The sequence below is a fragment of the Parafrankia irregularis genome (assembly GCF_001536285.1).
Classification (GTDB): domain Bacteria; phylum Actinomycetota; class Actinomycetes; order Frankiales; family Frankiaceae; genus Parafrankia; species Parafrankia irregularis.
The window spans coordinates 57,319-80,906 of record NZ_FAOZ01000038.1; the positions used below are offsets into that span (position 1 = coordinate 57,319).

A 23,588-nucleotide genomic window follows, 5' to 3' on the forward strand; every position below is an offset into this window, starting at 1 on the left:
AATTTCGCCGGCACGGCGGATTCCTTTGCGGCCACGCAGCGGGCCGGACCGCACTCCCCACCCACGACCGCCGGCGTAATTCCGGACGAACCCGGCGGCACCCCGACCGAAACACGGCTGGGATTTTCTGCAGGAAAGAACGGGCCGCGCGACGCGCGGATGGACGGGCTTCATGCCCCGGGCGAGGGAGAGAACATGTTCCACATGGGCTGGTTCGTCGGGTCAGGCTTCAGCGTCCAGTCGTGGCGCGGCACGTGGGGCGGCTCCGGTGCCCGGGAATGGATGAAGCCCGATCTCTACGTCGACATGGCCCGCTCCCTGGAACGGGCCTGCTTCGACTACATGATCTTCGAGGACGGCCTCATGATCCCGGACGCCTACCAGGGGAACATGCAGGCCTACCTGAAGTACAACATGGAGTCCCCGCGGCACGACCCGACCGCGCTCATCGGCATTCTCGGCCAGGCGACGTCCCGTATCGGGCTCATTCCCACCCTTTCCACGTCGTTCTACCCGCCGTTCATGGCGGCGCGGATGCTGGCCACCCTGGACCACCTCACCGACGGCCGGGTCGGCGGGAACCTCGTCACCTCCTCCAGCCACCGGGCCGCGCAGAACTTCGGCTACGAGAAGCACTTCGAGCACGACCTGCGGTACCGGATGGCCGACGAATGGATCGACCTCGTCGGGAGGCTGTGGGAGTCGTGGGAGCCGGGTGCGGTCGTCTTCGACGAGGAGACCGGCACCTTCGCCGACCACACCAAGGTCCACACGGTCGACTTCGAGGGTGAGTTCTTCCGCTGCCGCGGCCCGCTGAACGCCGTGCCCGGGCCGCAGGGCCGCCCGGTGATCTGCCAGGCGGGCGGCTCCCCCGCCGGCCGCGAGTTCGCCGCCCGCAACGCCGACACCGTCATCTGCGTGCCGCTGGGAGTGGAGGCGATGAAGGCCTACCGCGACGACATGTCCGCCCGGCTCATCGCGAACGGGCGCAAGCCGTCCGACTGCAAGGTGCTCTACCTCGTGCGCCCGGTGCTCGGCGCGACCGACGACGAGGCCCGGGAGAAGCGCCGGCGCATCCAGGCCGCCCAGCGCACCGACGACGCCATCGCCACCCAGCTCGCCGTCATGTCCTACTTCTCCGGGCTGGACTTCTCCCAGTTCGACCTCGACAAGCCGCTGCCCGACCTCACCGGCCAGGTCAACGGCCACCAGTCGTCGATGTCGCGTTACGCCAAGGACAGCGAGGACGGCAAGACCCTGCGCGAGCTCGCCGCCACCCACGAGACGACCGTCTCCCTCGAGCTCGTCGGCACCCCCGACACCGTCGCGGCGCTGATGGGCGAGGCGATGGAGGAGGTCGGCGGCGACGGCTTCCTCATCTCCAACGAGCTCGACCGGCGCGGCATCGCCGAGATCGCCGACGGCCTCGCCCCGGCCCTCAAGCGCCGCGGACTCATCCGCGAGTCGTACACGCACGAGTACTTCCGCGACAACCTGCTGGAGTTCTGATGTTCCACCTCGGCCTGTTCACCGGATGCGGCGTGCAGTCCTGGAAGGACATGTGGTCGGGCGAGGGAGCGACCGACTGGATGAGCCCACAGCTCTACATCGACGTGGCCCGGGCGGTCGAGCGGGCCGGTTTCGACTGCATCATCCTGGAGGACGCCCACTTCGTTCCCGACGTCTTCCGCGGCAACACCGACTTCGCCCTGAAGAACGGCTTCCACGCACCGAAGATGGACCTGTTCGTGATGACGCCGTTCATGCTCACCGCGACGAAGCACCTCGGGATCCTCCCCACGCTGACGACCACCTTCCACCCGCCCTACATGGCGGCCCGCACGCTTGCCACCCTCGACCACCTCTCCGGCGGGCGCGGCGGCGCCAACCTGGTCATGTCGCACAACGACCGCACCGCGCAGAACTTCGGCCTGGACGGACAGGCCGACCACGACCTGCGCTACGACCAGGGTGACGAATGGGTGCAGCTCGTCACCGAGCTGTGGAACTCCTGGGACGCCGACGCGCTCACCGTCGACCGCGACAACGGCGTCTACGTCGACCCGGCGAAGGTCCACGAAATCCATTTCTCCGGCCGCTTCTACCGTTCCCGGGGCCCGTTGAACTCGCTGCACCCACCGCAGGGGCGCCCGGTGTTCTCCCAGGCCGGCGGATCGGGCCGCGGCAAGGACTTCGCCGCGCGCAACGTCGACCTGGTGATGACCAACGTCACCGGCATCGACACCATGAAGGCCTTCCGCGACGACCTGGTCGCCCGGCTGGAGACCTTCGGCCGCAAACCCGACTCCTGCAAGGTGATGTTCAACGTCGCCCCGGTCCTCGGGGAAACCCAGCGGGAGGCCGAGGAAAAGCGCGCCGCGGCGGTCGCCGCCCGCGAGGCGAACATCGAGTCGAACCTGGGCTGGATGTCCTACTACAGCGGCATCGACTTCGGGAAGTTCGACCTGGACGCCCCGATGCCGCAGATGCACACGAACGCCAGCCGCAGCACCACGCAGAACCTGCAGGCGAAAAGCACCGGCCTGACGCTGCGCGAGTTCGCCTCGTATCCGTCCGGGGGCGCCGTCGAACTGGTCGGCACGCCGGACGCTGTGGCCGCCCAGATGGGCGAGGTGATGGTCGAGGTCGGCGGCGACGGCTTCCTCATCCAGCAGCCGATGTTCCGCCGTGCGATCAGCGAGATCACCGACGGCCTCGCTCCGGCGCTGCGCCGCCGCGGCCTCATCCGCGACGGCTACTCCTACCCCCACTTCCGCGACAACCTGCTGGAGTTCTGACCCACGCCGCCCCGCCGGACCCACCGGACCCGGACCCAGCGGGCCCGGATCCACCGGACCGTGATCGGGCTTCTGGCCGGTGACGCGCTGGCAGGATCTGACCGCGGGGCCGGTCGTCCCATCGACCTGCCCATCCACCCGGCCGAACGCCGCACGGAAGGCACTCCATGGACCTCGCCACCGACCTGCCGATCTGTGCCACCTGCGGCGTGCAGTACGACGCGCCGCGGCCCGACTGCCCGGTCTGTGAGGACGAGCGCCAGTACGTCGGCTGGGACGGTCAGCGTTGGACCACCCTGGGGACGCTGCGCGCCGAGGGCTTCCACGGCCGGCTGGAACCCGAGGGCCCGGGCGTGTACGGCATCGGCGCCGAACCGAAGATCTCCATCGGCCAACGGGCACTGCTGGTCACCACCCCGGGCGGCAACATCCTCTGGGACTGCGTGCCCTACCTCGACGACGACCTGATCGCCCAGGTCAACGCTCTGGGCGGCATCAGCGCGATCGCGGTCAGCCACCCGCACTTCTACGGCTCGATGATCGACTGGAGCCACGCGTTCGGGAATGTGCCCGTCTACGTCCACGCCGCCGACGAACAGTGGCTCGGCCGCCGCTCCCCCGCCGTCGAGCTGTGGACGGGCGACACCCTCACCGTCGGCGAGGGCCTCACCCTCGTCAACGGCGGCGTGCATTTCGACGGCGGCACCGTGCTGCACCACGCCGGCGGCGAGAACGGCCAGGGGGCGCTGTTCTCCGGGGACATCCTGCAGGTTGTTCTCGACCGTCGGTATGTGAGCTTCATGTACTCGTACCCGAACTACATCCCGGAGCGGCCGGCGACCGTCCGCCGGGCCATCCGCCTGCTGGAGCCGTTCGCCTTCGAGGCCATCTACGGTGCCTTCTGGCAGACCATCGTCCGCACCGACGGCCGCGCCGCCATGCACCGCTCCGCGGACCGCTACCTGCGCTTCGTCGCCGACCCGGCCCACCCGTCCTGACCGGCCCGATCTCACCGGGCGCGACCGGACATGTCATTCCCGACTGTTCTCGCCACCAAGATTCCCAACCCGAAGCCCTGGACAGGAAGGGCGCGGACGACGCCGTGGCCGAAAGCCTCGGCTTCAAGATTGTCACCGGCAAGGGTGTGCTGGTTCCGCCCGGCGTCCAGACCGTGCGCCGGATGTCGCTCGATCTGCGGGCCGCCCAGCTCGGCATCGACTGCGTCACCCAGCAGGGTATTCCGGTGGGAATCCGCGGCGTGGTCATCTTCAAGGTCGGCGACGACTACGTCTCCATCGCGAACGCGGCCCGCCGCTTCCTCGACCAGCAGGACAAGATGGACACCCGCGTGCACAACGTCTTCGCCGGCCACCTGCGCGCCATCGTCGGGCAGCTCACCGTCGAGGACCTCATCCGTGACCGGGAGAAGCTGACCCATCTGACCCGGGCCAGCTCCGGCACCGAAATGGAGAAGCTCGGCCTGATCGTCGACTCGCTGCAGGTCCAGGAAATCGACGATCCCACCGGATACATCCGTAACCTCGGCCGCCCGCACGTGGCCGCGGTGGCCGCGCAGGCCCGGATCGCCGAGGCCGAGGCCGACCGCGAGGCCACCGAGCAGGAGCAGATCGCGCTGGCGCTGAAGGCCGAGGCGCAGCGCAACAGCTCCATCAAGCAGTCCGGCTTCCAGGCCGAGATCGACGAGGCCACTGCCCGCGCCGCCCAGGCCGGCCCGCTGGCCGAGGCCGCCGCGCACCAGCAGGTCGTGGTGGAGCAGACGAGGGTCGCCGAGCTCGAGGCCGAGTTGGAGGAGCAGCGGCTGCAGGCCTCGATCCGCAAGCCTGCCGACGCCCGTGCCTACGAGCAGACCACGCTCGCACGCTCCACCCGGGACGCGCAGATCAGCGCGGCAGAGGCCGCGGCCCGGGAGGTCGAGCTCGCCGCCGCCGCCGACGCCACCAGGATCCGCACCGACGCGGACGCCCGGGCGACCCAGATCCGGATGCTGGCGACCGCCGAGGCGGAGTCGACCCGCGCGGTCGGGGACGCCAACGCCCATGCCCGCCGTGCTGTCGGCGCGGCGGAAGGCGAGGCGCTGCGGGCCTGGGGCCTGGCCGAGGCGGAATCCATCAAGGCCCGCGCGGACGCACTCGCCACAAACCAGGAAGCCGTCATCGGCCAGCAGCTCGCCGAGCAGTGGCCGGCCATCGTGGAGGCCGCGGCCAAGCAGTTCAGCGCGATCGACCAGCTGATCGTCCTGAACGGGGCGGCCGGCCTGAGCGAGACCCTGGCCGCCGCGCTCTCCCAGGGCGCGACAGGCCTGCAGCTGGCCCGCTCCCTGCTGAGCGGCGGGTCGTCGGACGGTAAGCCGTCGGCCGCGGCCACCACCGACGGCACCAGCACCGGCACCAGCACCAGTCCCAGGACTGGCGGGAGCGACACGGCGTCGGTTCCGGCCGTGCGGTCGCCCGGTGGAGCTGGTCGATAGTCTCGCGCGATCGGCCCTGCGGGCCGCTTCGCATCGTCCGGCGCGGGTCGGGCTTCGACCGGGAGCGAGCTCAGCGACTGCCGGGGCCTGCGGTGCGAGCGCCCCCGATGTTCGTGGTGATCTGTGCCGCGACCTCGACCAGGCGGGCGGCGATGTGCCGCGTCTCGGCACCGCTGAGGTCGCGGGGCAGGGCGGTCAGCGCGAGGGAGCAGGCCAGCGTCCCGTCCGCGGCCCAGACGGGGGCGCTCACCCCGATCACGTGCAGCCGGGTCGCGACCAGGTCCGTGGCTGTGATCTCGTGGACCGCGGGCACGTCGTGGGCCTGCACCGCCTCGTGGGCTGTGGCCTGATCGCGGTGGGATTGGACGGTCGCGCTCCAGCCGCGGGCCCGCACCTCGGCCAGTGCCGCGCGGTGGACGTCGCACTGGGGGGCGGACAGCGCCGGCTGGGCGCGGGCCAGCCAGCCGGCCTCGGCTTCGTCGCCGGCCCAGGCGACGTAGATCGGGCCGACCGGGGCACGAAACGGCAGTCGTGACCCGCTTCTGGCGGTGAGTCCGTACGGATGCGGCACGGGGTAGGCCGCGGTGACGACGACGGCGTCGCCGTGGACGGCGCCGGCCATCGCGGTCGCCTGGAACTCGTCCCGTAGCCGCGGCAGTTCGTCGGCCAGGATGTCGGCGAGGACGACAGCCTGGCTCGCGGCCCGGCCGAGCCCGAGAAGCTCGGGGCCGAGCCGGTAGTGCGGCCCGGGTTCCCGGCGCAGCGCCAGCCCCTCGTCGCACAGTGCGAGCAGCAGTGCCTGACAGGACGAACGGGGCATACCGACCGCCCGCGCGAGGTCGGACAGGGTCCGGTCGGTCTCCGGGGTGGCGGCGAGCACCTTCAGGACCCGCGCTGCCCGCTGGACGGAGCGTGCCGGCTGGGTGGGCATGCGTTGACGCCTCCTCGCGACACGTCCTACCGTGTCCTGTGTCGAGAACACTGTCTCTATATACATACATCCTTGTCCGAGTGTGTCACTCGTGACGGGCGCCCGCCCGCGGCTCGCGCTCGGGCTACCGGTCGCCACCGCCGTGTACGGCGCGGGCGAGCAGCACCGGATCATCGAGCTCGCCAAAGCGGCCGACGGCGCCGGCATCGACACGCTGGTGCAGAGCGATCATCTGGTGATGGGTGAGCGCACCGACCGCTACCCGTTCGGGACGTTCAAGTACCCGCACGGCTCGCCCTGGCTGGAACCGCTCACCACCCTGGCCGTGATCGCCGGGGCGACGTCGCGGGTGCGGCTGTCGACCGGGATCCTGATCGCCGCGCTGCGCCGCGCGCCCCTGCTCGCGAAGTCCGCGGCGACCCTCGACGCGCTGTCCGGGGGCCGCCTCGAGCTCGGTGTCGGGACCGGCTGGCAGCCGGAGGAGTACGAGACCATGGGCCTCGACTTCGGTGCGCGTGCCCAGCTGCTCGATGACACGGTCGCGGCCTGCCGGGCGTTGTGGGCGCCGGGCGGTGATGCCGCCGTCGACCTGCCGACGATCTCCTTCGAGAAGATCTGGTGCGACCCGAAACCGGTGTCGCCGGGTGGCCCGGCCGTGCTCTTCGGCGGCCCGCTGACCCGCCGGAACCTGCGCCGGATCGTGGAGCTGGGCGACGGCTGGATCCCGATCATGGGGGAGCCGATGGCCGGCGTGGCCGAGGGTGTGGCCCGGATCCGCGAGAGCTGGGCGTCCGCCGGGCGCGGGGACGAGGTCCCGCGGGTGCGGCACACACTGCCCCTGGAACACGACGGCGACGGCGGGCTGAGCCTCGACCGCACGCTGGCGGGTGCCGGGGCGGCGGCGCAGGCCGGTGTCACCGAGGTATCGGTGCCGGTCGCGGCGTTCGTCCGGGATCCGGCGGCGGTTCCGGCCTGGGTCGCCGCCCTCGGCCGCCGCTGGGAGAAGCTGTGGGGCTGACCTCACCGACCCCAGCTCCAGGCAGGTTCACGGGGCGGTCGGCGGGGCCGATCGCCGACCGGCTGGCGCTGCGTGACCTCGCCGAAAGCTACGCCGCCGCCGTCGACGCCCGTGACACGGACCTGTTCGTCGCGCTGTTCACCCCGGATGGGGCGCTGACGGTTCGCCAGGGGACACCGGAGGCCGACCCGTACGCGACGTTCGCGGGCGCCGAGCGGCTGCCCGCCGTGGTGCGCGCCCTGGCCGCCCGCTTCACGACGACCTTCCACATCGTCGGCAACCACCGCGCCCAGATCTCGGCGACAGCCGGTGTCGCCACCGCGGAGGTCTACTGCGTCGCCCACCACCTGTACCGGGAAACCGACGGGACGCCGACCGACCTGCGGATGCTCGTCCGCTACGCCGACCACTGCGTACGCGGCGACGACGGCCTGTGGAGGTTCGCACACCGGGCCGCGACCGCGCTCTGGCAGTCGACGCACCCCGTCACCGGCAGCCTGCTCGACCACGAGGTCGCCGCCGTCGCCGAGCCGGCTCCGTCAGCCGACCCGGGCTGATTTCCGGCGCGTACGAGCTGGCGACGCACCCCGACACCGGACGAATCCGATACCCCTGTGACCCGACGAACCGATGACCCGACGACCCGACGACCCGACGAAGTGAAACGAACAATCGCCCCTCGACCGCCTGGTGTCGAGGACTGGGAGGAGACTCGATGCCCTGGGGTCGGCTGGACGGGCTGCGAGCCCTGGTCGTAGGCGGCGGTAGCGGAATCGGGCTGGCGACGGCGACGAAGCTCGCCCGGGACGGCGCCACGGTCACCATCGCCGGACGCACCGAGGCAAAGCTGGACGCCGCGGCGGCGCGGCTCGCGGACGCCGAGGGCCTGCGCCTGCGCGCAGCACGCTGCGACACCATGGTCGCCACCGACGTCGAACGGGCCGTCGAGATCGCGGCCGGTGACGCCGACGGGCGCCTCGACATCGCGGTGACCGTGCCCGGCGGCGGCTCCTTCTCCCCCGTGCTCGCCTACGACCCGGACCAGTTCAGCCGCGAGGTCGACCTGAACATCCGGCCCGTCTACCTGCTGATCAGATACGCCGCGGCGGCGATGACGGCCGGCGGGTCGATTGTCGCGACCTCGTCGACCGCGGCCGCGTTCTCCACCCGTGGCCTTGCCAGCTACGGCACAGGAAAGGCCGCGGTCGACGCCCTGGTGCGGATCGCCGCCGACGAACTGGGCGCCCGCCGTATCCGGGTCAACTCGGTGCGCCCCGGCCTCACCCGGACCGACAGCACCACCGGCATGTTCGCCAGCGAGATCGTGCGCACCACGTTTCTCGCCGGCCAGCCTCTGGCCCGACACGGCGAGGCCGACGACCAGGCCGCGGCCATCCGCTTCCTCGCCGGCCCGGAGTCGTCCTGGATCACCGGCCAGCACCTCGCCGTCGACGGCGGGCACACCCTGCGCAGCTTCCCTGACCTGCTCGCGGGCTCCACGGCCACGACCAGCTGAGGAGTTCCATCCGTCCTGGATCGGGCGCGCGCACCGCTTCAGCAACGGGCCGGCGTCGTCACCGTCCTGCCCAGGACGGGCGCCAGGCCGTCGCGGGGAGCCTCGGAAGGCTGCCGAGATGGGTGATGATCGCATCAAGCCCCGGGTGGGGATTCGTTCTGGGGAGCATGAGCGAAAGCGGGTAGGCAGGCGTCGGATTCACGATGGGGATGCGGCGCAGGTCGTGGTTCGTCGGCCAGAGGTACCGGTCGCGTTCCCCGACGAGAGTGGCCGCGTCGGCGGAATCCGCGAGGACGTCCAGGAGCACCTCGTCGCCGAAGTGCGGGCCGGCCGCGTCGATGCGCAAATCGAAGTCGGCCGCGAGCTGGTCGTAGAAATCCGACCATTCGCTGCCGGGCGCGATGCCCGGAATCCAGATCCGATGCCCGCGCAGCTGCGCCGGTGTCACGCTCCGCGCGGGTGCGAGTGGATGTCTCGGGCCCACGAGAAGTTCCAGCGGCGAGTCGAACGCGTGGATCATCCGCACGTCGCGCGGCAGCAGGGCCTGGTCGGTGACGGTGCGGAACGAGGCGTCGATCTCGCCTGTCCCGACAGCGGCGGCCGCCACCCGCGGGTCGTCGACCCTGAGGGTCACCACGTCGAGGTCGGTCCCGGGATGCGACCGCCAGTAGTCGTGCAGAACGACGGCCTGCGCGCTTCGCAGGCCCAGCACGTCGATCCGCAGCGCCCGGGAGCCCGGCCTGACCGCGGCGATGGCGCGGTCGACCCCGGTGACGATGCTCCGCGCGTGCGGGAGAAACGCCTGGCCGTCGAGCGTCAGCTCAACCCCGCGGGCGGAGCGGGTGAACAGGCGGACTCCCAGCTCGCGCTCCAGCACCGCGATCCGCTTCGAGACCGCCTGCTGAGTCACGCCCAGCTCGTCGGCCGCCTGCTGCAGCTGGCCCAGCTCGGCGGCCCGGACGAACGATCGCACTGCCTCGGTGTCCACCGGCTCACCTTAGGAGCACACAACCGATCGTTGTGACACGCCGAGAAGTCGTTGTTTGATCGTCTCGTGGCGCGGCTGATCTGATTCGGGCATCCGAACTGCTGGTTGTCAGAAGGAGCCGTGTGCGCACGAGACTGGGGGCCGGGTTCGGCTGGCTGTGGGCGGCCTACGCTGTGAGCACCTACGGCACGTGGATCGCTTTCGGGGCGTTCCCGCTCCTCGCGGTCCGCGTGCTGCACTCGCCGGCCTTCGCCGTCTCCCTTCTGGGCGCGGCCAGCCTCGTCGTCGCCGCCGGGGTGGCGATTCCGCTGGGTCCGTGGGTCGAACACCGGAACAAGCGCTCCGTGCTGATCGCGATGGATCTGGTTCGCTTCCTCGCCATGGCGAGCGTTCCGGCCGCCTACCTTTTCGACCTGTTGTCCTATGGCCAGCTGCTGGCCGTCTCCGTCATCTCCGCGACGGCGGGAATCGCCTTCACCGCCGCCTCCGGCGCGTACCTGAAACACCTCGTCGGCCCGGAGCATCTCCTCGTCGCGAACGGGAGGTTCGAAGGCACGAGCTGGATGGCGACCGCGGCCGGCCCGCCACTCGGCGGCGCGCTCATCGGGCTGCTCGGCCCGGTCGTCACCGTAGCCACCGATGCCGTCAGTTATCTGCTCTCCGCGCTCGGGATCCTCCAAATCGGTGGTGGCGATGTCGCAGCGCCCCGCACCCAGGTGCTCCTCACCCCAGTGCCCGGCACCGCACCTGCCCGCACCGCACCTGCCCGCACCGCCGCGCCCCACGAGGCGGCCACCAGCGCACGTGCCCTCGGCATGCTGAACGGCTGGCGGTTCATCTTCCGCGACCGCGCGCTTCGACGTCTGTTCCTGAACGCGATGACCGTCAACGGTCTGATCATGGCCACCAGCCCGCTTCTCACCGTCCTTCTGCTGGACGAATACCACCTGCCCGCGTGGCAGTACGGCCTCGCCTTCGGCCTCCCCGCCCTCGGCGGCCTCGCCGGTGCCCGTAGCTGCGCACGACTGGTCACCCGCTACGGGCAGTACCGCGTCCTGATGGTTTCCGGCTGGCTGCGCTCGATTTTTCCGCTCGGCCTCGCCCTGACCCGTCCGGGCGTCGCCGGACTCGTCATCGTGATCATCACCGAGGCCCTGTTGATCATCTGTATGGGCGTCTTCAATCCGATCAGCGCCACAGAACGCCTGCGGCGTGCGCCCGCCGACCACACCGCACAGATCCTCAGTGCATGGAGCATCAGCAGCAAGGTCGCCCAGGCGTCGCTCATGGCGATCTGGGGTGGCCTGGCGACGTTCACCAGCCCGCTCACCGCCATCACCGCCGCCGGCGTCCTCCTCCTCGGCACTCCCCTGTGCCTGCCCCGGCGGACGCACCTGCCCGATCCGGTGGTCGGTGCGCCGGCCGAAGGCGGCCGCGTCACGTCGCCTGAAGCCGGAAAAGCCGTCTCGGTGGGATGATCGTGCGCCTTCGCCGCTCGGTGGGCGCCACCCCGGCGTGCCGGCGGAGTTGTGGAGCGGGCTTGCCCGTTCGAGCTGGGCCGGGCGGGGCTCTTCATACGGCGAGGCTCATCCGGTATTTCGACCAGTCGCCGGCCAGCACCGACCGGTAGCGGGGCGGATTGTTCGCACTGGTGCACGACGGAATGCACTCGATCAGCGCGTCGAAGTTCGGGTGCTGGAAATACGGGATGGACATGCGCGGCTGGTGCGCGATCTCGGCCGGCGGGTTCACCACCCGGTGTTCGGTCGCGACCCAGCGGTCGTTCGTCCACTTCGCCAGCATGTCGCCCAGGTTGATCACGTACGAGCCGGGCACCGGCGGGACGTCGCACCACCGCCCGCTGCGGTCGAAGACCTGCAGGCCGCCGATTCCGTCCTGGTAGAGGATGGTGAGGCTGCCGATGTCGGTGTGCGCACCGCGGCGCATCCGGCCTTCCTCCGGTGGTTCGGGCTGGGCCGGGTAGAAGTTCGCGTTCAGATACGAGGTGTGCCGGTCGAACTTGTCGTCGAACCAGTCGGCCGGCAGGTCGAGGGCCTCGGCGAACGCGGCCATCAGCCGGGCCGACAGCCCCTCCATCACCTCGTAGTACTCGCGCCAGACCGGGCGGAAGGCCGACGGTTGCGTGGGCCAGATGTTGCCCTCGAAGTCCTCCGACCATTCGGCGCCGTACCCCGCCGCGGCGACGTCCGCCGCGTCGTCGAACCGGCCGTTCTCGAAGCCCTCGACGACGGACTCCCGGCCGAAGGCCTCGACCGACCCGTACCCGCGGTACAGGTTGCCGCGCGCGGAGGCGGACCGCAGCTTGTGCTCCAGCGGCAGCTCGAAGAACTCCCGGTTGACCTGGTACATCCGGTCGATGAGCTCGCCCGGCACACCATGGCCGGTGATCACGATGAAGCCGACGCGCTCGCAGGCCGCCCCGATCGAGGCGACGATCGGCGGGCGGAGCCCGGGGTCGGCGAGCCCCGCGATGTCGATGACCGGAACCCCGGTCTCCTCGGTCGTGGCCGGAACCGGACCGCTCATTTCCTGACCTCCCGCCAGAACGGTTCTCGATGGATGGTCATGCGCTCGCCGCGGCAGACACAAGCAGGGAGGGCACGATCGTTCCCGTGTCGCCGTCGACGACGCCGACCGTCCCGCCGGTCAGCAGCAGGTCGAACGGCGCCAGGCCCTGGGCGGCCCGAACCGCGCGCCGCCGTACAGCCGGCGCCACCGGCTCGATGTGAGTCGTCACAGGAACACACCCTCACAGAAAATCTTCATACTGGCAGTCGGCGACACCAGTGAGGCCGAAGAAGTCCGAATCTCGGAGTTTCGGAATCTCCGTACTATGCCGAACTGCCAGTACCAGAGCTGCCGGGCGAACATGAACCTTGAGATCACACCGCGTTAAGATTTCCCTTCGCCGCACCCCACCGAGACCTCGCGGAAACAGGGAACCCACGTGTGTTAGCCCGCCGTTTCCCACGATGGCGACGATCTCGGAAATGAGAACAGAATCACATTTCACTGATCTTCCTGGGCGTGACCACCGACGCTTCGGAGGACGTTCTGCCAGCGTGGCCAATCCGCCTCGAAAGGTCACCGGAAGCCCGGCAGAAGCAGCACCTCAGCGTGGCGTCGCCACCACTCGTTCCAGGAAGTCGCGGTAGCCGCGCAGCGCCTCACGCAGCGTGTCGGTCGACGCGTCCCCGTCCTCCCGCCACGCCGCACGCAGCCGCTCCTGCTCCCGTCGCACCGCCGCGGTGAGCTGGTTGACCGCGTCGTCGAGCACCTGGTCGGCCTGCCGCACCGCCTCCCGCGGATCGTCGACGAACGACAGCAGCGCCTCCTGCCACCGCTCCCGCAACCGGCCGGACGCGGTCGCCTCCGTCTCCGTCCTCTCGGCCTTGCCGAGTCCCTCCGGCCGCGCTGTCTTCTCCCTCTCCGCCTTCTCCTGCTCCGTCTCCGCCTTCCCCCTCTCCGCCTTTTCGGCGCCGACGCCAGGCGGGCGGTGTGCCGGACGGTCGGCGACGGCTCCTGGAACGGCGGGATACATACCGGTGCGGGTTGAGCGATCGTCGAGGTTCATCGAACTTCCTCCCACTCTCGGAGCTCTCAGGAACGCTGCCGACGGCCAGGAAGCGCCGCTACCCGCGCCGGCGGGCCGTCGGTGGACGAAATCGCGTGAGGCGCCGGATCACCGGCCTCACCACTGCCCGTTCCGGGGCCTGTGGGAGGCGCACCGGCCGAGGCCCGCAAGCCCGTGTCGGTCGAACGAGACAGGCCCGCCGGGCCAGGGGCGGAGTGCTCCTCGGCCGGCGCGATGAGGCCGTCGAACACCGCTCGCAGTGCCAGAAATCGCAGCCGCATCGCCTCCGTGCCGGTCCCGGCCGGGCCCGCCCCGGCGCTGCCGCCGGGGGCGCCCGCTCCGGCTGTTCCGTCACGCGTCCTGCGGAGCCCGGCGGCCAGCGCAGGATCGTCCAGGGCGAGCAGGTCCGCGGTCTCGGCACGGTCGTCGGTCGGATACCCGCGCTCGCGCAGCACAGTGGTGATCAGCTCGTCGGCGCGGGTGGTGGCGGTCACCGGCTCGTCCACGAACAGGGCCTGCAGGGTGGTCCACCTCGTCTTCAGCTCCCCCCGGCGCGGGGCCCCCAGCGGCTGGATGTCGAGCCGGTCCCGGCGACGCGCGATACCCGCGAGGCGCCGTTCGGTCCTCCGCCGGTCGCCGGACTCCTGAAGTGTTCGTTCGTATTCGGGCCCGAATCTGCTTCGCAGCCGGGCGGAACGGGAGCGGTCGACGAGAACGGCCGCGGCAAAGGCCGCACCGAGAAGCAGGACCACCAGGATGGCCCAGGCAAGCAGGGACACAACACACCGACCTTTCGCGCCTTCGCGGAGCTATCGCGACACGAGAAGCCGGGTACCCGAGATCGTCCCGCTAAAACGACGTCCCCGTTTCCGGGCAGCTGGCGGTTTCCGGCGAGCTGGCGGTTTCCGGGGAGCTGGCGGTTTCCGGGGAGCTGGTGCGCCAGGCTCGGGACAGCACCACCGCGCTGACCGCGAAGCACCAGCAGCTTCCGAGGAGCAGGCCGGCGACGACGTCGGACGGGTAGTGCATTCCCCGGTAGGTCCGGCAGAAGGCCACGACCAGCGGAAGCACCGCGGCGCCGACCGCGGCCGGCAGCCAAAGCCACCGGGCGATCGTGACCCCACGCCGGGCAGCCGCGGGTCGCTCGGAGGACGGGCCAGCGGCCCGGTGACGTGCGATGCCGTGCAGCACATACGCCAGGCCACCGTAGAGGCAGACCGAGGCCGCGGAATGACCCGAGGGGAAACTCGCCATCGGATCACCCGGATCAAGCCGCGTGACGGCCGGGCGCGGCCGGGCCACAAGGGTGTTCGACACCTCGTAGATCGCCGCCTCGCCGGCAATCAGCGCGACGACGCCGGCCGGTATCCACCATCCACGCGACCACCAGGCCGTGACCGCCACCAGTACCGCGCCGGCGCCCACCACGACCCACAGGTCAGCCAGGTACGTCGCCCACCGGGTCACATCGAGAAGCCACGGCTCGCGGTGAACGGCGAGCCAACGCGCCGCATCCTCGTCCGCGGCCCGCACCCCGGCGGCACCATCGGTGATCAGCCGACCGGCAACGACCAGAACGACTACCAGCACCACGGACACCGGCACCAGCCTGACCAGACATCTCCCCACCGGGCTCATTGTCGGCCGGTCGCCTCGGTGGGCGGTGCGGATTCCACCAGACTGATCTTCAGCCGCCATGTCTCACCACGGCGACGGCGGCACCATACTTCGTCGTAGGCCATGCTCAGCCGTTGACCGGCGCGCCACCGCTCAACACTCGGCCCTGCTCCGACCCCCCAGAGATCCCAGCCAGGCAACGCCCGATGGATCTCCTGCTGGTCTCGGCGCAGCATCAGGGCATGGGCTTTCTGACAGTCCCGGGAGTCGTTTCTCTTCTGCTTGACGCTCCCCTCGGAGGACCCGGCTGACCGCGGCCCGGCCCACCAGGGTGCCGAAAGAGACGAGAAGATCTCCGTGACGTCGGCCATCGCCAGCGGTTCCCACCCGGGAAACTCGCGACGGCGCCGACAGAAGATCCACACGGCTGTAACGGGAACCGCGAGGCCGATCACCGTGACGCCCGCGGGGTACGCCCAGTACCACGACCCTTCATATCGCCGGGCGCGACCCGGATCACGCTCGTCGTATTCCACCGTGATGATTTCCCCGACACTGGGATAATCACCGTAGTCCGTGAGCTGCGTAACAGTCGGCACGCCATTACGGGTGACGAAACGGACCGTCGGCCGCTCCTTCGGTCCGCCGGCGTCGAGCACCTCGGCGGTCACGGCTGTTCCGTCTTCAGCGTAGGTCACGTTCCAGTGGAACCAGTATGCCGCCAGGGCCAGCAGAACGACTCCAGCCGCGAATGCCTTCCACACGACGTCGACGCCGAGCCGGAACGGAACGGGTTCGGGCCGTCTTCGCCCGGCACCGAGCCCCGGCAGGCGTATTCCCACGGCGGGAGTGTGCCAGCCCGTCAAGGCCGGAGTCACCCGGAAGCGGCGGAGTCCGAGCTCCCCTTCCCCACTCAGGGTGCGGCGCGGTCTCGGCGATCGCCGGCGCCGGACTCGGATCGAGCACCTGCACGAGCACGACCCGAACCGGGTTCCAGCAGTTCGCATCGCCGGTCCGTGGGCCGGGGCCCGGATGGGTTGACGTCTCGGATCGTTCGCCGGAGACTAGGAAATTGATATCGAGGTCAAGTTCGAGGTACGTGTATGTGGTCGCGTGCCCGGACGTCCGGCCGGCGCTGGGTGCCGAAGCCGGGCTGGGCTTCGGGATCAGGATAGTCCGACAGCCGCACGTGGAAGGGCAGGGCCCGTTGACCACCATCAGCGCGGACGACCTTTACTACGACCCCTTCGACTTCGAGATCGACAACGACCCGTATCCCGTCTGGCGACGGCTGCGCGACGAGGCTCCGCTCTACTACAACGAGCGGTACGAGTTCTACGCGCTGAGCCGATACACCGACGTGGCACCCGCGCTCACCGACTGGCAGACCTACCGGTCCGGGAAGGGGTCCGTACTGGAGGTCATCCGGGCGAACATCGAGATCCCGCCGGGGGTGATCCTGTTCGAGGACCCGCCGCTGCACGACATCCACCGCGGGCTGCTCGCGCGGGTGTTCACGCCGAAGCGGATGAGCGCGCTGGAGCCGAAGATCCGGGAGTTCACGGTGCGCTGCCTCGACCCCCTGGTCGGGGCGGGCACGTTCGACCTCATCCAGCAGCTCGGGGCGCAGATGCCGATGCGCACCATCGGTTTCCTGCTCGGTATTCCGGAGAGCGACCAGGAGGCGATCCGTGACCGCCTCGACAAGGGCATGAACCTGGAGGAGACCAGCTCGGAGGAGATGTACGGCGACGGGTTCCTCGACGGCTCCATGTTCGCCGAGTACATCGACTGGCGGGCGAAGCATCCGTCGGATGACCTGATGACCGAGATGCTGAACACCGAGTTCGAGGACGAGACGGGCACCGTCCGGCGGCTGTCCCGCGAGGAGATCCTCACCTACGTCACGCTGCTGGCCGGCGCGGGGAACGAGACGACGACCCGGCTGATCGGCTGGACCGGAAAGCTGCTGGCCGAGCATCCCGACCAGCGCCGGGAGATCGCCCGGGACAGGTCACTGCTCCCGAACGCCATCGAGGAGATCCTGCGTTTCGAGGCGCCGTCACCGATCCAGGCCCGCTCCGTCGCCCGGGACGTCGAGCTGTACGGGCAGACCGTTCCCGAGGGCAGCATCATGACGCTGCTCAACGCCTCCGCGAACCGCGACGAGCGCCATTTCCCCGACCCGGACATCTTCGACATCCACCGCCGGATCGACCGTCACCTGTCGTTCGGGTACGGCATCCACTTCTGCCTCGGTGCCTCGCTGGCCCGGCTGGAGGGGCGGGTGGCTCTCGACGAGCTGCTGAACCGCTGGACCGACTGGGACGTCGACTGGGGCAACGCGAAGCTGGCCCACACCTCCACCGCCCGCGGCTGGGAACGCCTGCCGGTCACCCTCGGCTGAGATCCCGCCGGAAGGTCCGGGTTCTTCGGCTTTGCTCCGGGCTGGATAGAGTCGGCGCCTGACCTGCGGTGAGCGCCGCGTGCCTGCCGCGCCGCTGGCTCGCGCCCGTCACTTCGACGCGTGCCCTGAACCGGGAGTTATCCCATGCCTGTCAACCAGCGTCCCACGTTGGGGCCGATGGTCTCCGCCACCTGTCTGCAGCAGATGCGGATCTACACCGAGGATCTCGTCGGCCGCGGGCCCGTCCTGGGCGCTGGCCGGATGCGCGGGCAGGGCGTCATCTCCGATCTCGGCCTGGACGGGTCCCGGCTGGATGACGAGAAGCTCCTGCGCCTGTTCGTCGACACGTTCGGTATCGAGGGCACCCGGCTCTGCCTGGTGACCGAGGTGACGTCGGACGACGCCGGGACGTATGTGGTGCGGCTGGTCGAAGGGGCGTGCAGCCACCAGATGGAGACGACGGAGCCGATGTGCGCCTACACGCTGGGTGTGTTCGTCGGGGCCTTGCAGGCTGTGACCGGCATCGTCATGCAGGGGACCGAGACCGCCTGTGAGGGGGCCGGTGACCCGACCTGCACCTTTGAGATACGCCCGCACCGGGCGCTCATCTGACGCCACTCACCGTCCGCCCGTGCCCGACATCCGCGGCTGTCGGGCACGGGCGGACGGGCACGGGCGGACGGGCACGGGCGGACGGGCACAGGCACGGTGCTCGCGGGCCGGACTATCAGACCTCGTCGGCGTCGGCGGTGCGGAGGCTGGCACGCAGGTCCGCGAGCTGGGCGTCCCGGCCGGCCAGCGCCGACTCGATCAACGCCGCCCGTCGACGCTCCGCGTCAAGGTCGCCCCGCAGCACCCGTGCGGCGTCCTCGGCAGCGGCCAGGCTGCGCCGCAGGCCCGCGACCTCCTGGCGGTTCGAGGCCGCCGCCGACTCCAGGGCGGTGATGGCGGCGCTCTCCATTCTGCCCATCTCGGTCTCGGCCCGGTCGGTCATCGCCTTGGTCGTGCCGCTCATCCGCAGCATCTCGGCCTGGGCCTCGGCGAGAGCGGCTCGGGTCTCGTCGAGCTGGCGGGTCACCGATCGCAGCCTCGCCGAGCTCTCGTCCGGTCGTCCTGGCGCGGCCACCGGGCCGGTGGACGTCCCGGCGTCGTTCAGTTCGGGTGTTCGCCCGCCGGCGGAGCGGGGGCGTAGAAGCCGGCTGGCGAGGGTGCCGGCCAACGCGCCCAGCACCAGGGCTGTCGCCGGTGCCGCGACGTGGCTGTCCTGGCGGCCGTTCGGCGTCATCGGTGCCTTTCGTGAAGGAGGTTCGTGGGCGTCGCGTCGGTCACGAACAGACGCCGCGGAGACGGGTGACCACAGTATCCGCAGGTAGCGCCGGTGTCGGCGGGCAGCAGCCGCCGCGGAGACGTCACCAGTAGTCTCCGGCGGCGCGCTGGACGGTGCCCGGCCCGGTGCCGGGCGGGGCCATCTCCCCGGCGAGTCCCGGGTCGACGCTCAGGAGCAGTGCCTGGACGAGAAGGGCGACGTCCCCGCGGCGCCGCGCGTCGATCTCGAAGACCGGCGCGGTGATGCCGACCCGTGCCAGGACCTGGTGGTAGTCGTCCAGACCGGGCGCGCGGCGGAGGTCCATTCCGGTGACGCCGACCGCCAGCGCCGTTTCGTCGATCACCGCTCGGAAGGTGCCGACGAACTCGGCCAGGTCGGCGAGTGGTGTCGGCCGGGTGTTGGTCATCAGAAGGACGACGCCGATCGCCCCTTCGGCAAGGATGTGCCGCATGAAGGTGAAACGGTCCTGGCCCGGGGTGCCGTAGAGGTGGATCCGCTCGGCACCGCCGAGCCGCACGACGCCGTAGTCCATGGCGATGGTGGTCGTCGCCTTGATGTCCCTGGTCCCATCCGTGGGCCGGGCCTCGGTGGTGACCGGGGGAATGTCGCTGATGGCCGCGATCGCGGTGGTCTTCCCCGCACCCACCGGCCCAGAGAAAACGATCTTGTTGTGGGTCACGTGTGTCTCTACGGATGACTCGAAGGGGTGGTGTCGGAGGAGGGGCTGTCGGTCGGGCGAAGTCTGTCGAACAGCTTGCGTAACAGGCCTCGTCTTGGCGACGGGACATCGACCGGCTGCGGCTGCGGCTGCGCGGACGAGCGGAGCGGGGCCGGCCGCGACGGGAGCTCCGGGTGGACGAGGTCGACCGCGACGGCGGCGCTGTAGAAGACGAAGACGTCCTCGGCTGGCAGGCGCAACAGGCTGATCGTCTCGCTGAGCGTACAGACCTGCCGAGCCCAGAGGGCCGCCACGCTCATCGCGCCCGGCGTCACGATCAGCCGGGTGAAGTTGGGCCACTCCCACAGGGCACACGGGGTGTCGAGGGGCGTGTCGAGCGGCAGCCTGCCCCGGGATGCTCCCAGCGCGAGCTTCCACAACAGGACGTCGAGCGGCACCATGCCCGGGTGGTTGAGGTCGTATTCGGGTTCACGTGAGAAGACCAGACCTGCGCGCAGTGGGAGGTCCTCCGTCCCGGCGTACGGCCGCAGGCTGTCCTCGCCTCCGTAGACGACGGCGGTGAGACTGCGCGGGTAGACGGCGATTCCCGGCCAGTCGCCCTGGATGTACACCGCCTGGCCGCGATCCGCCGCCTGGCGCCATGCGGACGCCACCAGTCCCTGCAGGTACCGCGCCGGGTCATAGCGACGAACCGTGATCGACGGTTCGCCGCGGGACGACGCCGCGGCACCGGCCCACGGGTACGGGGCCGGCCGTAATGGTCCGGCGTCGTGTCGCGGCGCCGGGAGCTCCGCTCTGTCCGCCCTGTGGCCGTCCACCCGTCGTCTCCTGCTTTGTAGTGATCCAGCACGCGGGACGGCCGGCTGCGCCCCCACCGGCCGTTGTCAGCCCGGCCGTTGTCCGCCGTTGCCCGGTGCCTGTCCCGCCCGTTCGGCGCACGCGGTTCAGAGGTTCAGAGGTCCATGGGTCCAGGGGTTCTAAAGGGCCGCGGACAGCGCCTCAGCACCCCGGCGCACGTCGAGAAACGTCGTGCCCAGCTGGGCGTTCGGCCGGGTGACGACCACCAGAACGGTCTCCGGGCCCGCCCGGGTGAGCAGCACATGACCGCGCTGGCCCCGGATGAGGATCTGGTCGAGCGCGCCGCGGTTGAGCTCCATGCTCGTCTGCGAGCCCAGGGCGAGCATGGCCGCACTCATCGCGGCCACGCGGTCCTGCTCGAACTCGGGTGGCAGCATCGACGCCATGAGCAGGCCGTCCATCGAGACCAGCGCGGAGGCCTCGATGTCCTCGGACGACGCGTTGAGCTCGCGCAGGATGGAGGTCACCGACTGCTTCCGCACGTACATCTCCAACCTTGTCGATGGTCCGTCCAGGGAAACCCGGGAGTCGCACGCCGCGTCACACCCGACGGTCGTTCCGCGGTGTGGCTGACCGCTTCTCCCGGCGTCAGCCAGGCTTGGTCGGCATCGTACGCAGAATATTCCGCATTCCGATCGCCACGACTCTCGGGGCCGCTGACCAGCGAAAGCGACCTCCTGGCGGATCCGGTGTCGTGTCGTGCGGCAGCCGAACACGGCGCCGTCGGGCGGCTGGGACGTCTCCGCGGAAGGCCCCGGCGGAAAGTCCAAGTCGGACGGGTAATGTCGACCGCCAAGGCCGGTTTGTCCGCCGCGGACAGGTACCGGACGAGGGCGGCTCGGCGAGCGTGACCTCCGCGGAACGTCTCTGGCGGACGAAGGCGGCCGGTCACGATGCTGGACGAGGGGGGCAGTCCGTCGCGGCACCGCAGCACGTCGAAACGGTCGTGGCGCAACCGGGCCCCGACCTCGACGACATCGCAGCCCGCCGAGGCGGAGGCCCACGACGGCGGGCCACCCGCCGCGGGGCAGCCGCCCGGCGCGGGGCAGCCAGCCGAGGCGGCGCGGCCCGTCCCCGGTACCCGCCTCGCGGATGTCACGACGCCCTTGCGGGTGCGGCCAGCCGTAGCAGTGCCGCCGGATGATCCGTCCCCGGACGATCCATCTCCGGACGATCCGTCTCCGGAGCCGGCGCCGGAGCCACCCAGGTCAATCGAAACCGTTCAGGACAGAGGTGCATCGGTGAGTATTCAGTCGGAGCTGTCGCGCGTGGTGTCGGAGCTGCGGCGGTCGATTCCGGAGCTGAACGGCGCCATGGTGGCGTCGGTGGACGGGCTGTCCGTGGCGCACGACTTCCCCGAGCCGGACGCCGAACGAATGGCGGCGATGGCAGCGATGGCTCTCGGCCTGGGCAAGCGCATCTCGGACCGGACCGGACTCGGTGAGATGCAGGAGACGGTGGTCCGCGGCGACCACGGCTACCTGGTGGTGTACGCGGCGGGTGAACAGGCGGTGCTGGTGCTGTCCGGCCCGTTCAACTCCAACCTCGGCCTGATGCGGATCGAGGCCCGCGCGGCCTCCACCGAGATCAGCAAGCTGCTCAGCTGAGCGTGGCGGAGGCCGGCGGGCCTCGGATCAGATAGGGCCGGCCGCGGGTGACGGCGGCGCGGCTCCCCAGGGGGGTCAGGCCGCCGCCTTCTCCAGGATGTGCACGCCGCAGGCGCTGCCGAGGCCGATGACGTGGGCGAGGCCGACCCGGGCGCCGGCGATCTGGCGGTCGCCCGCCTCGCCGCGCAGATGGGTGGCGACCTCCCAGACGTTGGCGATGCCCGTCGCCGCGATCGGATGGCCCTTCGACTCCAGCCCGCCCGACACGTTCACCGGGGTCCTGCCGTCCCGCCAGGTCGCGCCAGAGTTGAAGAAGTCCACGGCGCCGCCCTGCGGGCACAGCTTCAGGTTGTCGTAGTGGACGAGCTCGGCGGTGGCGAAGCAGTCGTGCAGCTCGACGAGGTCGAGATCCTCCGGGCCCACGCCGGCCTGCTCGTAGGCCTGCTCGGCGGCGACGCGGGTGAGCGTGTTGACGTCGGGCAGGACCTGGCAGGCCTCCTGCCAGGGGTCGCTGGTCAGCACCGAGGCGCTGATCTTGACGGCGCGGCGCTGCTGTTCCAGTGACAGGGTGCGCAGCTTCGTCTCGCTGACGACCACGGCCGCGGCGGCGCCGTCGCAGTTCGCCGAGCACATCGGACGGGTGTTCGGGTACGCGATCATGATGTCGTTCATGATCTGCTCAAGACTGAACCGCTTCTGGTAGGCGGCCAGCGGGTTCAGCGTCGAGTGCGCGTGGTTCTTCTCCGAGATCCGCGCGAACAGCTCGAAGCTGGTGCCCCCGTACCTGTGCCCGTACTCCATCCCGATCTGCGCGAACACCCCGGGCATCGTCTCGGTGCCGACCCGGCCGTCGAGCGCGGCGACCGCGCCGAACCGGCCTTTCGGCGCCCAGGTGTCGCCCTCCGCCTCGCGGGCACCGCCGGCGAGCAGGCCCGCCCCCGACAGCTTCTCCGCGCCGACCGCGAGGCCCACCTCCGTCTCACCGGCCCGGATCGCCATGACGGCGACCCGCAGCGCCGTCGCGCCGGTGGCGCACGCGTTCGCGACGTTGAACACCGGGATGCCGGTCTGCCCGGTCTGCTTCTGCAGCTGCTGGCCGAAGGAGCCGCCCCGGCCCATGAGGTTGCCCGCCGCGAGGACTCCGACATCCCGCATGCGCAGGCCGGCGTCGGCGAGTGCGCCCCGGATCGCCTCGACGCCGAGGTCGACCGGGTCGAGCGTGGGGTGCTTACCGAACTTCGTCATGTGGATGCCGAGGATCCAGACGTTCTCCGCCACGACTTCTCCCGTTCGTTCTCTTCTCGCGTGTGCCGTCAGGCGGCCGGCTCGAACCCGTACCCGATCGCCTCGACGCCCGCGGCGTCGGTGCCAAGCGACGTCGTGGTCAGCCGCAGCTTCATTCCCAGCCGGATGTGCTCCGGGTCCGGCGCAACGTTCACTACGTTGCCGCGGACGGTGGTCCCGCCGCAGTCGACCACCCCGGCCACGAACGGCACCGGCACCCCGGGTGCGGCGAACGAGACGATCGTGAACGCGCGCAGCTCGCCTTCGGTGGGCACATCCACCACGCGGAACTCGGCCTGCTCACAGGAGGCGCAGGCGTTGCGCCGGTCGAAATACCTGGCCGCGCAGGTGACGCATTCATGCGCCACCAGATGCGGTTCGCCTTCCAGCACCAGGTAGTCGACCAGCGGGATCCGCCGGCCGGCCAACGACTGCTCGGACGTCATACCTACTCCCGGTTGTGGACTCGGTGCGC

Annotated in this window: 25 protein-coding genes; 11 read left to right on the forward strand and 14 right to left on the reverse strand. The window is 70.5% G+C overall.

The window, feature by feature from the left end; all coding sequences use genetic code 11:
• Positions 1-159 precede the first annotated feature (159 nt).
• The 4 genes from AWX74_RS34035 (at position 160) to AWX74_RS34050 (ending at position 5,286) form a co-directional block, all read left to right on the forward strand.
• On the forward strand, positions 160-1,509 hold the full coding sequence (locus tag AWX74_RS34035) for an NtaA/DmoA family FMN-dependent monooxygenase (protein WP_226930918.1): 1,350 nt from the start codon (positions 160-162) through the stop codon (positions 1,507-1,509).
• The gene (locus AWX74_RS34040; RefSeq protein ID WP_091285095.1) at positions 1,509-2,798 is read left to right on the forward strand and encodes an NtaA/DmoA family FMN-dependent monooxygenase; all 1,290 of its coding nucleotides are present in this window, start codon (positions 1,509-1,511) and stop codon (positions 2,796-2,798) included. Before AWX74_RS34035 ends, AWX74_RS34040 begins: the two co-directional genes overlap by 1 nt.
• A gap of 167 nt (positions 2,799-2,965) precedes the next feature.
• On the forward strand, positions 2,966-3,796 hold the full coding sequence (locus AWX74_RS34045) for an MBL fold metallo-hydrolase (RefSeq protein WP_091285098.1): 831 nt from the start codon (positions 2,966-2,968) through the stop codon (positions 3,794-3,796).
• Positions 3,797-3,900: 104 nt separating this feature from the next.
• Positions 3,901-5,286, forward strand: a complete 1,386-nt coding sequence (locus AWX74_RS34050; RefSeq protein WP_242666550.1) for an SPFH domain-containing protein — start codon at positions 3,901-3,903, stop codon at positions 5,284-5,286.
• A 70-nt stretch (positions 5,287-5,356) separates the two neighbouring features.
• Here the strand turns inward: AWX74_RS34050 and AWX74_RS34055 are convergent, their stop codons facing one another.
• A complete protein-coding gene (locus tag AWX74_RS34055) occupies positions 5,357-6,217 on the reverse strand; it encodes an IclR family transcriptional regulator (protein ID WP_165615907.1) in 861 nt (286 codons plus the stop codon).
• A 91-nt stretch (positions 6,218-6,308) separates the two neighbouring features.
• On the opposite strand from AWX74_RS34055, the gene AWX74_RS34060 reads away from it, so the two are divergent.
• From AWX74_RS34060 to AWX74_RS34070, 3 genes are all read left to right on the forward strand, one after another.
• The gene (locus AWX74_RS34060; protein WP_091285102.1) at positions 6,309-7,235 is read left to right on the forward strand and encodes a TIGR03619 family F420-dependent LLM class oxidoreductase; all 927 of its coding nucleotides are present in this window, start codon (positions 6,309-6,311) and stop codon (positions 7,233-7,235) included.
• Positions 7,226-7,792 (forward strand): nuclear transport factor 2 family protein, encoded by a 567-nt coding sequence (locus tag AWX74_RS34065; RefSeq protein ID WP_242666551.1) that lies wholly within the window; start codon positions 7,226-7,228, stop codon positions 7,790-7,792. Before AWX74_RS34060 ends, AWX74_RS34065 begins: the two co-directional genes overlap by 10 nt.
• A 158-nt stretch (positions 7,793-7,950) precedes the next feature.
• A complete protein-coding gene (locus AWX74_RS34070) occupies positions 7,951-8,751 on the forward strand; it encodes an SDR family NAD(P)-dependent oxidoreductase (protein ID WP_091285105.1) in 801 nt (266 codons plus the stop codon).
• A gap of 58 nt (positions 8,752-8,809) precedes the next feature.
• Here the strand turns inward: AWX74_RS34070 and AWX74_RS34075 are convergent, their stop codons facing one another.
• On the reverse strand, positions 8,810-9,739 hold the full coding sequence (locus AWX74_RS34075) for a LysR family transcriptional regulator (RefSeq protein ID WP_091285108.1): 930 nt from the start codon (positions 9,737-9,739) through the stop codon (positions 8,810-8,812).
• 122 nt (positions 9,740-9,861) lie between these two features.
• Here AWX74_RS34075 and AWX74_RS34080 point away from each other — a divergent pair, with 122 nt between their 5' ends.
• Positions 9,862-11,217 (forward strand): MFS transporter, encoded by a 1,356-nt coding sequence (locus AWX74_RS34080; RefSeq protein WP_091285112.1) that lies wholly within the window; start codon positions 9,862-9,864, stop codon positions 11,215-11,217.
• 94 nt (positions 11,218-11,311) lie between these two features.
• On the opposite strand, the gene AWX74_RS34085 is transcribed toward AWX74_RS34080, so the two are convergent.
• The 6 genes from AWX74_RS34085 to AWX74_RS34105 form a co-directional block, all read right to left on the reverse strand.
• A complete protein-coding gene (locus AWX74_RS34085) occupies positions 11,312-12,286 on the reverse strand; it encodes an isopenicillin N synthase family dioxygenase (protein WP_091285113.1) in 975 nt (324 codons plus the stop codon).
• A gap of 37 nt (positions 12,287-12,323) precedes the next feature.
• The gene (locus AWX74_RS40415) at positions 12,324-12,497 is read right to left on the reverse strand and encodes a hypothetical protein (RefSeq protein ID WP_165615903.1); all 174 of its coding nucleotides are present in this window, start codon (positions 12,495-12,497) and stop codon (positions 12,324-12,326) included.
• A 375-nt stretch (positions 12,498-12,872) separates the two neighbouring features.
• Positions 12,873-13,334 (reverse strand): hypothetical protein, encoded by a 462-nt coding sequence (locus tag AWX74_RS34090; protein ID WP_091285114.1) that lies wholly within the window; start codon positions 13,332-13,334, stop codon positions 12,873-12,875.
• A gap of 26 nt (positions 13,335-13,360) precedes the next feature.
• Complete coding sequence (locus AWX74_RS34095; protein ID WP_091285115.1) at positions 13,361-14,113, reverse strand: hypothetical protein; 753 nt, start codon at positions 14,111-14,113, stop codon at positions 13,361-13,363.
• Between the two features lie 70 nt (positions 14,114-14,183).
• Positions 14,184-14,924: a phosphatase PAP2 family protein gene (locus AWX74_RS34100; RefSeq protein WP_242666552.1), complete on the reverse strand. Its 741-nt coding sequence runs from the start codon at positions 14,922-14,924 to the stop codon at positions 14,184-14,186.
• Positions 14,925-14,968: 44 nt separating this feature from the next.
• Entirely contained in the window at positions 14,969-15,817 is an 849-nt protein-coding gene (locus AWX74_RS34105; protein ID WP_242666553.1) for a DUF3592 domain-containing protein, read from the reverse strand.
• 341 nt (positions 15,818-16,158) lie between these two features.
• On the opposite strand from AWX74_RS34105, the gene AWX74_RS34110 reads away from it, so the two are divergent.
• Positions 16,159-17,358, forward strand: a complete 1,200-nt coding sequence (locus tag AWX74_RS34110) for a cytochrome P450 (RefSeq protein WP_091285156.1) — start codon at positions 16,159-16,161, stop codon at positions 17,356-17,358.
• A 144-nt stretch (positions 17,359-17,502) separates the two neighbouring features.
• Positions 17,503-17,970, forward strand: coding sequence for a V4R domain-containing protein (locus AWX74_RS34115; protein WP_091285117.1), 468 nt, complete (start codon positions 17,503-17,505; stop codon positions 17,968-17,970).
• A gap of 115 nt (positions 17,971-18,085) precedes the next feature.
• Here the strand turns inward: AWX74_RS34115 and AWX74_RS34120 are convergent, their stop codons facing one another.
• From AWX74_RS34120 to AWX74_RS34135, 4 genes are all read right to left on the reverse strand, one after another.
• A complete protein-coding gene (locus tag AWX74_RS34120) occupies positions 18,086-18,643 on the reverse strand; it encodes a methyltransferase type 11 (protein ID WP_091285118.1) in 558 nt (185 codons plus the stop codon).
• A 124-nt stretch (positions 18,644-18,767) separates the two neighbouring features.
• Positions 18,768-19,364: a GTP-binding protein gene (locus tag AWX74_RS34125; RefSeq protein WP_091285119.1), complete on the reverse strand. Its 597-nt coding sequence runs from the start codon at positions 19,362-19,364 to the stop codon at positions 18,768-18,770.
• An 8-nt stretch (positions 19,365-19,372) separates the two neighbouring features.
• Positions 19,373-20,182, reverse strand: a complete 810-nt coding sequence (locus tag AWX74_RS34130; RefSeq protein WP_091285121.1) for a hypothetical protein — start codon at positions 20,180-20,182, stop codon at positions 19,373-19,375.
• A gap of 159 nt (positions 20,183-20,341) precedes the next feature.
• On the reverse strand, positions 20,342-20,710 hold the full coding sequence (locus tag AWX74_RS34135) for a roadblock/LC7 domain-containing protein (RefSeq protein ID WP_207550478.1): 369 nt from the start codon (positions 20,708-20,710) through the stop codon (positions 20,342-20,344).
• Positions 20,711-21,463: 753 nt separating this feature from the next.
• On the opposite strand from AWX74_RS34135, the gene AWX74_RS41755 reads away from it, so the two are divergent.
• The gene (locus AWX74_RS41755) at positions 21,464-21,829 is read left to right on the forward strand and encodes a roadblock/LC7 domain-containing protein (protein WP_091285123.1); all 366 of its coding nucleotides are present in this window, start codon (positions 21,464-21,466) and stop codon (positions 21,827-21,829) included.
• 75 nt (positions 21,830-21,904) lie between these two features.
• On the opposite strand, the gene AWX74_RS34145 is transcribed toward AWX74_RS41755, so the two are convergent.
• Both AWX74_RS34145 and AWX74_RS34150 read right to left on the reverse strand, forming a co-directional pair.
• The gene (locus tag AWX74_RS34145; protein ID WP_091285125.1) at positions 21,905-23,107 is read right to left on the reverse strand and encodes a thiolase family protein; all 1,203 of its coding nucleotides are present in this window, start codon (positions 23,105-23,107) and stop codon (positions 21,905-21,907) included.
• 35 nt (positions 23,108-23,142) lie between these two features.
• Positions 23,143-23,559, reverse strand: coding sequence for a Zn-ribbon domain-containing OB-fold protein (locus AWX74_RS34150; RefSeq protein ID WP_054566415.1), 417 nt, complete (start codon positions 23,557-23,559; stop codon positions 23,143-23,145).
• Positions 23,560-23,588: the final 29 nt, after the last annotated feature.